Source organism: Sphingomonas chungangi (assembly GCF_013778325.1).
Classification (GTDB): Bacteria; Pseudomonadota; Alphaproteobacteria; order Sphingomonadales; family Sphingomonadaceae; genus Solisphingomonas; species Solisphingomonas chungangi.
Window position 1 is genome coordinate 113412 of the sequence record NZ_JACEIB010000006.1, and the last position, 12524, is coordinate 125935.

The following is a 12524-nucleotide window of genomic DNA, read 5'->3' on the forward strand; positions in this document are numbered from 1 at the left end:
CCCAATGCTCTTCTCCCAAAAAACAGGAGGGAGGCCGGGTTTCCCCGGCCTCCCCCGATGATCGATAATCTAGCTCTTGCGGGCGGCAGAGGACAAGCCCTGGCCGAGCGAGTTGAGCACGGTATTCATCGCCTGCGTGATGAGGCCGAATTCCTGGCCGGCCGCGTTCATCTTGCCGGTGAGGCTCGACATCTGGCTCTGATCGCTGTTGCCGACGTTGCTGATCTGGTCGGCAAGGTCCGACATCTTCTGCATCTGGTTGTCGGCCGCCTGGCCCAGCGCGATGGCGATCTTCTCGAGTATGCCCTCGCCCTTCTCGCCCTTGGCGGGCTTGTGGCCCTCGACGAAGCTCTGGATCAGCTGGTTGAGCTCGCTCTCCATCGAGCCCTGATCGGTGCTCGAAAGCCCGGCCTGGTCGCCGAAGGCGGAAACCGCCGCGCTCAGCGAGAGGCCGTTGCCGCCGACGAGGCCCTGCGCCAGGCTGATCGCGCTCTGGGGGAGACCCATCGACTGGCCGAGTTGGGCGACGATCTGCTGGCCGAACGACTGCATCACCTGCTGCGCGGCTGCCTCGAGGAGCATGCTGGTCCCGCCGGTGCTCACCGCGAGCGAGGCCTGGACCGCGAGATTGATCGGATTGAAACCACCGGACATCGTCATTCTCCTTCGTTTCGATCGGTTCGAGGCCACCCTCGCGGTGGCCGTGTCGAACCGACTGGCTGGCTCGACGGGATCGTTATGGCATTCGACCTTCGTCGAGGCTCTGAGCGTTCCGATTAGCCTCCCTAGTCGTTTCGATTACTCGGACGGGTAGAAGAGCAGGCCGGCCAGCGCCGCCAGCTCGCGCATCCCGTCCAGCTCCAGCTTGCGCGCCACGTTGGAGAGGTGGACGCGCACGGTATTCTCGGAGATCAGCAGCAGCGTCGCGATGTCCCCGTTCGAGCGGCCCCAGCCGAGGAAGCGGATGCAGGTCAGCTCCATCGGGGTCAGTCTGAGCAGCGACTCGCGGTGGCGCCTGGGCACGCGGGCGGCCTCCACGATATGCTCGCCGAGGCTGACGGGCGCGGCGGCGCCGGGCAGCGCATCCGCCTTGCGCAGCAGCTCGGCGATCGCGGCGAGGCGCTCGTCCTCGGTGAGCGGCTCGGGGGCGGGCTGCGCCATCATTTGCCGACCCCCTTCAGGATCGCTTCGATGAGCTGCGGGCGGCTGGTGATGTCGCGCGCGATCGCATCGACGTAGGAACCAACCAGCAGGAACAGCACCGCCGTCGCCGCGAAGGCCTTGATCGAGAGCGACAGGCTGAACACGTTCAATTGCTGGGCGAAGCGGTTCATCAGCCCCAGCCCGCAGTCGATCAGGAACAGCACGGTCAGCACCGGCGCGGCGAACAGCGTGGCGAGCACCATCATCCGCCCGAACTCGCCCTCGAACAGGGTGAGGCCACGCGGATCGAGCTTCGGCATCGGCGACGCGATCGGCCAGAGCGCATAGCTTTCCATCAGCACCTTCACGAGCAGCGACAGCCCGCCCGAGAAGATGAAGACGATATTGGCGAGGCGGCTGAGGAAGGCGCCGTTGAGCGAGGTCTGGTTGCCGGTGAGCGGATCGGTGATCTGGCCGATCGTGGCGCCGACCTTGAGATCGATGATCTGCCCCGCCGATTCGAGCGCCCACAGCACCGATCCGAAGAAGAAGCCGATGATGAGGCCGCAGAACGCCTCCTTGGCGAAGATCGCGACCCAGCCGGCGGGCTCGATCACGGCTGTGGAAAGGGGCGGCTGGAGCGCGAGCGAGATCAGGCCGAGGGCGATGAAGATCGAGTTGCGCACCATCGCCGGCACCGTGTCCGATCCGAACAGGGGCAGCATCAGGAAGGCGGTGGCGATCCGCGCCGTCGCTACGCCGAGCAGCAGGATCTGGTCCGCCCAGCCGTTCACGCCGCCCCCCCCTTCCGTTCGCCCTGAGCTTGTCGAACGGCTGCCCTTCTTCTTTTCCCGTGGGATGAAGAGAAGGGCAGGGCTTCGACAGGCTCAGCCCGAACGGTTTGGAGGGCGGTGGCGCGCATCATTGCGACTGCCGGATCAGGCCGGGGAAGTCGGTGAACACGCGGTCGCCGAAGCGATAGAGTGACGATCCGAGCAGCGAGGCGGTGACGAACAGGGTCAGCACGATCGCGAAGAACTTCACCGTATATTGCAGCGTCTGTTCCTGGATCTGCGTCGCCGCCTGCAGCACCGCGACCAGCAACCCCGCCACCGAGGCGACGATGATCGGCGGCGCCGACAGGATCAGCACCAGCCACAGGGCATCGTTGGTCAGCGCAAGGAAATCGCCGTTCATGTGTAGCTCAGCACCATGCCGTGGGCGAGCTTCACCCAGCCGTCGACCAGCACGAACAGCAGCAATTTGAACGGCAGCGAGATGGTGGTGGGGGAGAGCATCATCATGCCCATCGCCAGCAGGATGTTGGAGATGACGAGATCGATCACCAGGAAGGGCAGGAAGATCAGGAAGCCGATCTGGAAGGCGAGGGACAGCTCCTTCACCACGAAGGCGGGCGTCACCACCACGAAGTCGCGATCCGTCATGTCGAGCGCGCGATCCGGATCGGCGACGCGCTGCGCGGTCTTCAGGAAGAAGGCGCGCTCGTTGGGATCGCTGTGCTTGATCAGGAAGTCGCGCAGCGGCTCCTTGGCGACGTTCGCCGTGTCCATCATCGAGGTGGTGGAACCCATCACATGCGTCTGGTGGCTCTGCTGGACGGCGGCCTCCATGCGCTGGCCGACCGGGTACATCACGTAGAGCGACAGGACGAGCGCCAGCCCGTTGAGCACGATGTTGGGCGGCACCTGCTGGAGGCCGAGCGCGTTGCGGAGCAGGCTCAGCGTCACCACGATCTTGGTGAAGCTCGTCACCATCACCGCGAAGAAGGGCGCGATCGCCAGCGCGACGACGACGACGAGCGCGGAGCCGGGCGTGAAGGTCGACAGATCCACGCGCTCAGTCCTCTTGCTGCCCGCGGGTCGCGGTGACGAGCACGCCGAAGCCTTCGCCCACGGTCACCAGTTCGCCCTCGGCCACCACCTTCTCGCCCGCGATCACGCGCACCGCGATCGTGCCGCCCGCCGAGGGCAAAGGCAGGACGCTGCCCTTGCCGAGCGTCGCCAGCTCGGCCGCGGTGAAACCGCCGCCGTCGAATTCGATCGTGGCGGGCACGCGCACCCCGCTCCAGTCGGGCGACCCTCCGGAAGGCGCCTCGACGAAACTCGCATGGATATTGGTCGTCTCGGCGGTCGGGTCGGTCACGATGTCGTCCCTCTCGTGCGGATCCTGGGTGAGCAAGATGTGGCCGGCGCTCAGGTCGATGCGGCCGGCGGGTCGGTCGTTGCGGCCCGGCAGGGTCAGCCGCGCGACATGCGGGCCGGTGCCGAGCAGGATGAGGTCGCCCCGCGCCAGCCTCGCGAGGCGCGGCGCGGGAATGGCGGGCGCCGCCAGCCGCGCCGTCCAGCGCAGGCGCAGCCCGGCGAGCGCGCCGGTGAGCATCTGCGGGGTGGCGATCGGGTCGGCGTCCATCGATGGCGACACCGCGACGATCAGGCGGTGGCGCATCGCGCCGTCCGCGCCGTCGGCATCGAGGCGGATCAGCAATTGCTCCTCGCCGGGATCGACCACCAACCCGTCCGGATGGAGTGCCGCGCCCAGCACCGCCTCCAGTGCCGCGACCAGCGGCTCGATCCGCGCCAGCGTCGCGGCGGCGGACGCGCCGTCGGGCTGGCCCTGCGCGGTGGTTGTGCGGGCGAGCGCGCCGTCGACCAGCAAGGGCGCGATCGAGACCGGGCCGCGATCGGTGACGAACTGGATCCATCCCGTCGCCGCAGCACGATCCCGCGCCGGAGCGAGGCGGGCGCTCGTCCGCATGTCCTCGATCTTCCGCTGATTGAGCGCGGAGATCAGCATCGTCTGCAGCCGGGCGCGATCGGGCTCGATCGAAGGCAGCCCGGATCGCAAGGAAGTCGGTCTGGCACTCATGGCGCGCTCTCCCCGATGGGCGGCGGCGCTGCCGTCTCGCCCCAGTTACGCAACAGGCTGATCGACCCCTGGGAAACCCCGATCAGCATCAATTCCCCCTTCACCTCGACGAGCATCAGCCGCTCGCGCTGGCCGATCGGCAGCGCGCGGACGAAGCGCATCGGATGATCCGGCAGATCGGCCGGGCGGCCGAAGCCGCGATCCTGCCACTGGCGAAGCCCTCGGAGGACGAGCCACGCCAGCCCCAGTACGATGGCGAGCGCGATGATCGTCCCGAACAGCCCGGAAAGCGCGGTGCCCATGGTCGAATCCATCAGGCGGCCCCCTGCGCTTCGCCGAGATCGGCATGGTTGGCGGCGTCGCCGGCGCGCACGCGGCCCGCCCACAGGATGATCTGGGCGATCGCCTCGAACATGTCCTTGGGGATCAGCTCGTCGACCGCCGCGCGCTCGAACAGCGCGCGGGCGACGGGCACGTGGCGGACGATGGGTACGCCGGCCTCCTCGGCCGCCTCGCGCATCGCCTGCGCCAGCGGCCCCTCGCCCTTGCCGCTGACGGCGGGGACGGGGCAGCCTTCCGGATCGTAGTCGATCGCGATCGCGATGTGCGTGGGGTTGACCACCAGCACCGATGCGCCGCGCGCCGCGCCGACGGCATTCTGGCTCGCCCATTCCTCGTGCAGCTGGCGGCGGTTCTGCTTGATGTAGGGATCGCCCTCATTCTCCTTCACCTCGTCGCGTATGTCGCGTAGGCTCATGCGGAGCTTCTTGGTGTAGCTGTGGCGCTGCCATGCCATGTCCAGCACGGCGACCAGCAGGAACACGCCGAACGTCCACAGCAGCACCGATCGCAGCAGGCCGCCGGTCTCGCCCAGCACGGCGGCGGCGGCCGCGCGCCCGTCGGTCGCGGCGGTGGGCTGGAGGAGGGGGCCGGTCTTCTCGAGGATGTCGGCGAGCGAGCCGCGCAACACCAGCCAGGTGACGAAGCCGATCAGCAGCGCCTTGGCCAGCGTCTTGAGGAGCTCGATGACATTGTCCATCGAGAACATCCGCTTGATGCCCTCGACCGGGTTCATCTTGTCGAGCGTGGGCTTCAGCTTCTCGGTGGTGAAGACACCGCCGGCCTGGAGAAATTCGGAGAGCACTCCGGTCGCCGCCGCAGGGATCAGCGTGATCGCCGTGAGCAGCAGCCCGACCGTCACCGCGTCCCAGCCGAGCGCGCCGGCGGACATGGCGAAGGGCTGGTTGCGCGCCACCATCGTGAAGCCCGCATCGAACAGGCTCATGATCCGGCTGCCGGCGAAACCGGCGCCGAAGACGACGACCAGCAGCCACACCAGCAGGGTGGCCGTCGCGGTCACGTCCCGGGATTTGGCGACGTCGCCTTTCTTCCGTGCATCCCTCAGCCTTTTGGGCGTGGGTTGCTCGGTCTTGTCGCCGCCGTCATTCTTCTCGGCCAACGCCACTCTCCACGCACGGATGAGCATCGGATTCCCTGGCGGAACCCGCGCACAGGAGTGCCGAGGCGAAGCCCTCTCTATTCGGTGACGATGGATAGTATTCGCTGTCCATCATCGTGTCCGGTCGCAGGACCCACTGCAAGTCGAACGCCCTTTTTATCTCTCTTCGGCTTCGAGTCAGTCAATCCGCCGGTTGACCGCGAACTGTCATCCATCTGTATTATTAACGATCTTGATGGGTGCATCCGGACCCCGGAATCGGCCCGGTTTATCGAATGTTTCTCGAATATGTGGAACCATTTCCACGTTCGATAAAGCGTCGATAATTCATGATGGGCCGAGCCATAACCGGGATGACCCGTTCAAATACGGGGGTTCTATGCGACCAAAGTCGTGTCTAGGCTTAAGGGGCCGGACGAAGCCCGCCCGGTTCGCAGGACCCGCGATTCAAGTCTGACCTCAACTTCATCCCGGCAATGCCGCCGGGGGAAAAGGTGGAGGCGGCGTATGCGTGCGATGCGTTTGTGGCCGTGTGGGGGGCTCTTCGCCCTGGGCCTGATCTTTGCGGCTGCGCCTGTCGTGGCGCGGACCGAAACTCCAACGATCGATTGCGGGACGGGCATCGCCGATGCGCGGTTCAGCGCGGCGATGGAGATGTGCGGCACCTCGCCGATCGCGCGGATGGTGCCGGCTGAGGCCGCGCCAGTGGATACGCCCGCGCCCGTGTCGATCGCCATGCCCGCGACCCGTCGCCAGCTCGCCCGTGCGGAGCAGGCGGTGATGCGCGCCAGCCCCGATGCCGGGCCGACCGACGGCCTGATCACGCAGGTGGGGCAGCGCTACGGCGTCGATCCGAAGTTGCTCGCCGCGATGGTGCGGACCGAGTCCGGCGGGCGCCAGTCGGCCGTCTCGAACAAGGGCGCGCTCGGGCTGATGCAGGTGATGCCGCAGACCGCGCGCAGCCTGGGCGTCGCGAATCCCAGCGACATGCTGGCCGATCCCGAGCTCGCGCTGAGCACAGGTGCCGCCTACCTCAAGACGCTGCAGGCGCGGCTCGGCAACAACGTGGCGCTCGTGGTCGCCGCCTACAATGCCGGACCCGGCGCGGTGATGAAGGCGGGGATGCGCGTGCCCGCCTACCGCGAGACGCGGGGCTATGTCGGGCAGGTGATGGGCCGCTACGCCGGCAGCTACGGAGCCCCCTGATGAGCATCCGCGCCTATCTCGCATCGGCCGAGGTGCGGCCGAATATTCCCTTCTCGGCCAGGGTCGCGGACCTGGTGCTGGTGGCGGGCGTGGTGGCGATCGTCGCGCTGATGATCCTGCCGATGCCGACGCTGATCATCGATCTGCTGGTCGGCGTGAACATCACCTTCGGCGTGATGCTGCTGCTGACCACGCTCTACATTCGCGGGCCGCTCGATTTCTCGGCCTTCCCGTCGATTCTTCTGGTGTCGACGCTGTTTCGGCTGGCCTTGTCGATCTCCACGACCCGGCTGATCCTGATGTACGGCCATGCCGGCCACATCATCCAGACCTTCGGCAAGGTGGTGGCGGGCGGCAACATCGTCGTCGGCCTGGTGGTGTTCCTGATCATCACCGTCGTGCAGTTCATCGTCATCGCCAAGGGCGCCGAGCGCGTCGCCGAGGTGGCGGCGCGGTTCAGCCTCGATTCGATGCCGGGCAAGCAGCTCTCGATCGACAGCGACTTGCGCTCGGGGCTCATCGACAAGGACGAGGCACGGCGGCGGCGGCGCGTGCTGGAGCTGGAGAGCAAGCTCCACGGCTCGCTCGACGGCGCGATGAAGTTCGTGAAGGGCGATGCCATCGCCTCGATCGTGATCGTGATCGTCAACCTGATCGGCGGCCTCGCCATCGGTGTGATGCAGCAGGGGCTCGATCTTTCCGACGCCACCCAGAAATATTCGATCCTGACGATCGGCGAGGGCCTCGTCGCGCAGATCCCGGCGCTGCTCGGCGCGATGGCGGCGGGCCTGATGGTGACGCGCACCACCGACGAGGAGAATGGCGACAATCTCGGTCAGGCGATCCAGAAGCAACTCTCCGCCAATCCGCGCGTGCTGCTGTTCGTCGGCGCGATCTGCTTCCTGATGGCGCTCGTGCCGGGCTTCCCGGTCGGCGTGTTCCTGGTGCTGGGCTTCCTCGCGCTGCTCGCCGGTGCGGCGATGCACCCGCGCCTGCAGCCCTACGTGGTCAAATATGGCGGGCCGATGCGCAATCTGATCGCCAAGCGCGAGGAGCCGGCGCCGACGACGCTTCTGGCCGCGCCGAAGGCGCCCGCGCCGGTGGTGCCGCTGCTGCTGGAGATTTCCGGCCCGCCGCTGCCCCAGCCGGGCGCCGGCGAACTGGCCGAGCGGCTGACGCAGATGATGGATGCGCTCCAGTATCGCTCCGGCGTGCCGCTGCCCAAGCTGGCGATCCACTTCGCCGCGCCCAAGGGCGTGCCGGGCTGGAGGCTGCTGACGTTCGAATCCCCGGTCGGCACGGGCGACGTGCTCGATCCCGAGACGCTGACGGCGGCGATCGAAGCGCTGCTCCGCCGCAACCTCGCGACCTTTCTCGGCGTGCAGGAGGCCGTGACTTTGCTCAACCGGATCGGCGAGGACTATCCTGAAGTGGTCAAGGAGGCGGTCCGCGCCGTCCCCGCCGCGCGCATCGCCGAGGTGTTGCGCCGGCTGGCGGAAGAGGAGGTGCCGCTGCGCAACATGCGCGACGTGCTGGAGGGCATCACCGACGCTGCCGCGCAGGATCGCGAGCCGTCGCGCGTCGCCGACCGCACGCGCATCGCGCTCAAGCGCTACCTGCTCGATGCGGTCGCGGCCGACGGGCTGATCAGGGCGCTGGTGATCACGCCCGAGCTCGAGCAGATGGTGAAGGACGCGACCCGCCTGATCGATGGCGTCGAGCGCCTCGCGCTCCAGCCCGAAGTGGCTCGCGAACTGGTCGAGACGATCGACCAGACCATCGCGGCGACCGGCGCCACCGTGCTCGTCACCAGCTTCGAGGCGCGGCGCGCGGTACGCAAGCTGATCGAGCCGGCTTTGTTCGACATGCCGGTGCTGTCCTTCAACGAACTCTCGCCGACCGTCCGGCTGGACGTGCTCGGCCAGATCGGCCTGCCGGCGGCGATGCTGCCGCAGGACGAGCCCGCCCCCACCGCGATCGCCGCCGAATAAGGAGACGTGCGTGCAAGAACATAACATCCTTCGCGTTTCTGTTGTCGCTCTGCTGCTGGCCGGCGCCGCCCCGGCGCTCGCCCAGAATGCGGTGGCGACGCCCGTGATGCCTCCGGTGCCCTCCGTGGCGCCCGCGAATGTCGACACCAGCGGCTCGGCGATCGTCGCGCGGGACCAGCCGGTGGGCGATTTCCTGCGCGACCTGTTCGGCCGCGTCGGCCGCCCGGTGGTGCCCGCGCCCGGCCTGATCGGCACGGTCAACGGCACCTTCACCGGCGGCGTCGACAAGACCTTCGCGGACATCGCCAAGGCCTTCAACCTCGTCGGATACGACGACGGTGCCGCCTTCTACGTCTATCCGGCGAGCGACCTCACGGTGCAGACCATCCCGGCCGGGCCGGCGGTGGCGCAGAAGGTGGTGCAGCGCGTCGCCGCCCAGCATCTCGGCAACGCCCGCAACTTCGTGAAGGCGTCGAGCGACGGCAATCTCGTCGCCAGCGGTACGCCGCGCTTCGTCGATCAGGTGACGGCGCTCGCCCACATGGGCACCGGCCCCAATCTGCCGACCGCAGGCGCGGTGGGCAACGTGCTGGGCTCGCCCTCCGCCGGCGGCCTTCCGCCGCTCGAATTCCGCGTCTTCTACCTGCGCTACGCCCGCGCCGAGGACACGCAGGTCGATGCCGGCGGGCGCGAGGTGAGCATCCCCGGCCTCGCCACCACGCTGCAGGATCTCGTGCTCGATCGCCGCCCGGCCGGTGCCAAGACGCCGACCTTCGGATCGGTGCCGTTGCGCCAGAGCCAGCCGCGCCTCAAGGGCCTCGGCCTCGATGCGCTGGCGCCCAACCAGGCGCAGACGCCGGTGCTCGGCCTGCCGGTGCCGGGGCTGACGCCGGGCGCCGCCTATCCCGGTGCCGTCACCGCGGGCAACCAGTTCGGCAATCTGCCTGGCATGACCGACAACGGCCTCGTCGCGCCGCTGACGCAGGACATCGTCCGCATCGAGCCCGAACCCTATCTCAACGCGATCATCGTGCGCGACGTGCCCGAGCGCATGGCCGCCTACGACTCGCTGATCCGCGCGCTCGATGTCGAGCCGCAGATCGTCGAGGTCGAGGCGACGATCATCGACATCAACACCGACAAGCTGCGCCAACTCGGCATCAACTGGCGCTTCAATTCGGGCGGCGTGAACGCGCTGTTCGGCGGCGGCAGCGACGCGGCCAATCCGGGCAACGCCACCTCGGACGGGCAACTCTCCCACATCGAGGGCGATCGCGCCGACAACGCCTTCAATATCGCGCCTTCCGGGCAGGGTCTTTCGCTCGGCACGATCATCGGCAGCCACCGCGAATTTATCAGCCGCATCACCGCGCTGGAGAACAAAGGCGCCGCGCACATCGTCAGCCGTCCGCAGGTGATGACGCTCGCCAACGTGGAGGCCGTCTTCGATCGCACCCGCACCTTCTACGTCAAGGTCGCCGGCCGCGACGAGGTCGACCTGTTCAACGTGACGGCGGGCACGGTGCTGCGCGTCAACCCGCACGTCTTCCGCGATCACGACCAGACCCGCATCCGCATGATCGTCAACATCGAGGACGGCAGCATCAGCCCCAGCTCGCAGGTCCAGAATATCCCGCTGGTCGACAAGGCGAGCGTCTCCACCCAGGCGATCGTCACCGACGGCGAGAGCCTGCTGCTGGGCGGCATGACGATCGATCAGGATCTCGACAACGAATACAAGATCCCGCTGCTCGGCGACATTCCGCTGCTCGGCAACCTGTTCAAGGTGAAATCGCGCGAGCGCGGCCATACCGAGCGCCTGTTCCTGATCACCCCGCGTCTGGCGACGATCGGCGCCGGCGGTACCACTCCTGCCACCCAGATTTCGCGAACCACCGTGCCGGCGACGCCGATGGCCCCGGCCTTCTCGGAGAAGCTCAAGTGACGGATGCACCTCAGCCCCATGTGCTGCGCGTTCTCAACGGCCGGCTCGCGGGCACGGAGAAGGCGCTGCCGCCCGCCGGCACGCTCTCGATCGGATACCAGTTCTGGCAGGACGTGGTGATCCGCGATCCGGCCACGCGCGGCATCGCGCTCGACGTCAGCTTCGATGAGACGGGCGCGGCGCAGCTCGTCGTGCTGAGCGGCGAGGCGAGATTGCTGGGATCGACGCTCGGCGCCGGACAGACCGCTCTGCTGCCGCCCTACGTTCCCTTTTCCATCGGCGGCGTGGCGCTGGCTTGGGGCGATCCGGCGAGCGCGCGCTGGCAGGAGGCGGGCGGGCTTGCCGCCAGCGTGCCGGCCGTGCCCCCGCCGCCGCCCACGATACTGGATACGGCCGGTGCGATGGTCGCCACGGCCGGCGAGCGTTTCGCCGAACTCTTCACCGGCAAGCGCGCTTTCGCGCTCTCGGTCGCCGGGCTCCTGCTGGTGGGCGCCACGGCCGCCGGCCCGGCCGTGACGCTCCTCGGCCTGCGCGGCAACGATGCCGACCGCGCCGAGACCGCGCTCGATCGCGCCGGACTTCCGGGGCTGGCGGCGGTGCCGGACGCGACCCAGCAGGGTGTCCTCGTCACCGGCGTGGTGGCGACCGAGGCCGATCGGGTACGCGCGCAGGACGTGCTGCGGACCGCCTACGTGCCCGGCACGGTGCAGGTGCAGACTAGCCAGGAACTGGCGCAGGCCAGCGCCGACGTCGCGCGTATCCATGGACACGATGCGGTGGCGACGCCGATCGGCCGCACCTCCGTCGAGTTGCGCACCACGCCGCTGACAGGAGACGACCGCACCAAGCTGCTGGATGCGGTGAAGGCCGATGTCCCCGCCGTCAGCCAGGTGGCGATCCGCGACGATCTCGCCCCCGCCGACGACGCGCCGCTGAACAGCGTGCAGGATGCGACCAAGAAGGTGTCGACCGTGGTGGCCGGCGACCCTGCGTACATCGCCACCGCCGACGGCGCCCATTACTTCCCGGGCGCCATGATGCCGAGCGGACACAAGCTCGTCTCCATCCAGGGCAACACCGTCCTGCTCGAAAAGAACGGCCGCCAGACGCGGCTCACTTTCTGACCAACCGAAACGCAAGGAAGGAACGGACCATGGCGAACATTCCCACCACCACCGGCCTCGGCATGATGGCTGCAGCCCCCTCCACCAGCACCAGCGGTTCCGGCACCCGCCGGGGCGACAGCGGCAGCTGGTTCGAGGCGCTGTCCGAGGCCTGGGGCAACACGCTCGATCAGGAAGCGGGACGCATCTCGCAAATGTCCGATGCGATCGGCGTGGACGGCAACGACAACCCCTCCGACATCAGCAAGCTCACCGCCGAATCCTTGCGCATGGGCTTCATGTCGCAGAGCGAATCGAGCTCGGTCGACAGCGTCGGCAAGGCGCTCGAGACGATGGCGCGGAAGGATTGACCATGTCGGTCGAAGCCATTGCGGCGGCGTCCCAGGGCGCCGCCACCCCGCCGCCGGTCGATACGATCCAGGCGGGGCCGTCCGCCTCGATCGCCGATCAGGCGAGCTTCCAGGGTTCGCTCACCGCCGCGCAGTCGATCGTCGGCCCGGCCGGCGCCGATGCGCTGGCGCCGGCGATGAAGGCGGTGTTCGGCCAGCTGGAGCAGGTCAACGGCGAGGCGAAGAACGTCGCCGCGACGGCCAAGGCCGCGCAGGCGAAGGGCACGGAGCTTACGCCGGGCGAGGTGGTGCAGCTCACCATGCGCTGCCACGAATTCATGTTCCACTGCCAGCTGACGTCCAGCATCGCCAACCGCACGTCGGACGGCATCCAGCAGCTGTTCCGCCAGCAGAGCTGAGCCGGGAGGCGGCAGATGCCGC

Annotated in this window: 14 protein-coding genes; 6 read left to right on the plus strand and 8 right to left on the minus strand. The window is 68.1% G+C overall.

The features are described 5' to 3' along the window. Positions 1-69: 69 nt before the first annotated feature. The 8 genes from HZF05_RS08745 to HZF05_RS08780 all read right to left on the minus strand — a co-directional run bounded on the left by HZF05_RS08745 (position 70) and on the right by HZF05_RS08780 (position 5515). Positions 70-654, minus strand: coding sequence for a hypothetical protein (locus HZF05_RS08745; RefSeq protein WP_160365700.1), 585 nt, complete (start codon positions 652-654; stop codon positions 70-72). Positions 655-798: 144 nt separating this feature from the next. Then, positions 799-1164, minus strand: a complete 366-nt coding sequence (locus tag HZF05_RS08750) for a helix-turn-helix domain-containing protein (protein WP_246331827.1) — start codon at positions 1162-1164, stop codon at positions 799-801. Continuing rightward, a complete protein-coding gene (gene sctT / locus HZF05_RS08755; RefSeq protein WP_343046859.1) occupies positions 1161-1937 on the minus strand; it encodes a type III secretion system export apparatus subunit SctT in 777 nt (258 codons plus the stop codon). Before sctT ends, HZF05_RS08750 begins: the two co-directional genes overlap by 4 nt. 127 nt (positions 1938-2064) lie before the next feature. Continuing rightward, positions 2065-2340 carry a type III secretion system export apparatus subunit SctS gene (sctS, locus tag HZF05_RS08760; RefSeq protein ID WP_110154437.1) on the minus strand — a complete coding sequence of 92 codons (276 nt, stop codon included), beginning with the start codon at positions 2338-2340 and terminating at the stop codon, positions 2065-2067. Then, complete coding sequence (gene sctR, locus HZF05_RS08765; protein ID WP_160365702.1) at positions 2337-2996, minus strand: type III secretion system export apparatus subunit SctR; 660 nt, start codon at positions 2994-2996, stop codon at positions 2337-2339. The genes sctS and sctR overlap by 4 nt, the downstream gene beginning before the upstream one ends. Positions 2997-3000: 4 nt before the next feature. Further along, positions 3001-4029, minus strand: a complete 1029-nt coding sequence (locus tag HZF05_RS08770; protein WP_160365703.1) for a FliM/FliN family flagellar motor switch protein — start codon at positions 4027-4029, stop codon at positions 3001-3003. Next, positions 4026-4343, minus strand: a complete 318-nt coding sequence (locus tag HZF05_RS08775) for a FliO/MopB family protein (RefSeq protein WP_246331829.1) — start codon at positions 4341-4343, stop codon at positions 4026-4028. The genes HZF05_RS08770 and HZF05_RS08775 overlap by 4 nt, the downstream gene beginning before the upstream one ends. After that, entirely contained in the window at positions 4343-5515 is a 1173-nt protein-coding gene (locus HZF05_RS08780) for an EscU/YscU/HrcU family type III secretion system export apparatus switch protein (RefSeq protein ID WP_246331831.1), read from the minus strand. Before HZF05_RS08780 ends, HZF05_RS08775 begins: the two co-directional genes overlap by 1 nt. Positions 5516-5995: 480 nt before the next feature. On the opposite strand from HZF05_RS08780, the gene HZF05_RS08785 reads away from it, so the two are divergent. The 6 genes from HZF05_RS08785 to HZF05_RS08810 are packed head-to-tail and all read left to right on the plus strand — an operon-like array spanning position 5996 to position 12502. Then, positions 5996-6694: a lytic transglycosylase domain-containing protein gene (locus HZF05_RS08785; RefSeq protein ID WP_160365704.1), complete on the plus strand. Its 699-nt coding sequence runs from the start codon at positions 5996-5998 to the stop codon at positions 6692-6694. Continuing rightward, the gene (locus tag HZF05_RS08790; RefSeq protein WP_160365705.1) at positions 6694-8685 is read left to right on the plus strand and encodes a flagellar biosynthesis protein FlhA; all 1992 of its coding nucleotides are present in this window, start codon (positions 6694-6696) and stop codon (positions 8683-8685) included. Before HZF05_RS08785 ends, HZF05_RS08790 begins: the two co-directional genes overlap by 1 nt. Positions 8686-8695: 10 nt before the next feature. Beyond that, positions 8696-10630, plus strand: coding sequence for a type III secretion system outer membrane ring subunit SctC (sctC, locus tag HZF05_RS08795; protein WP_160365706.1), 1935 nt, complete (start codon positions 8696-8698; stop codon positions 10628-10630). After that, complete coding sequence (locus HZF05_RS08800; protein ID WP_160365707.1) at positions 10627-11754, plus strand: SctD/MshK family protein; 1128 nt, start codon at positions 10627-10629, stop codon at positions 11752-11754. Before sctC ends, HZF05_RS08800 begins: the two co-directional genes overlap by 4 nt. 29 nt (positions 11755-11783) lie before the next feature. Continuing rightward, entirely contained in the window at positions 11784-12104 is a 321-nt protein-coding gene (locus HZF05_RS08805; protein WP_246331833.1) for a hypothetical protein, read from the plus strand. Positions 12105-12106: 2 nt separating this feature from the next. After that, complete coding sequence (locus HZF05_RS08810; protein WP_160365708.1) at positions 12107-12502, plus strand: hypothetical protein; 396 nt, start codon at positions 12107-12109, stop codon at positions 12500-12502. Positions 12503-12524: the final 22 nt, after the last annotated feature.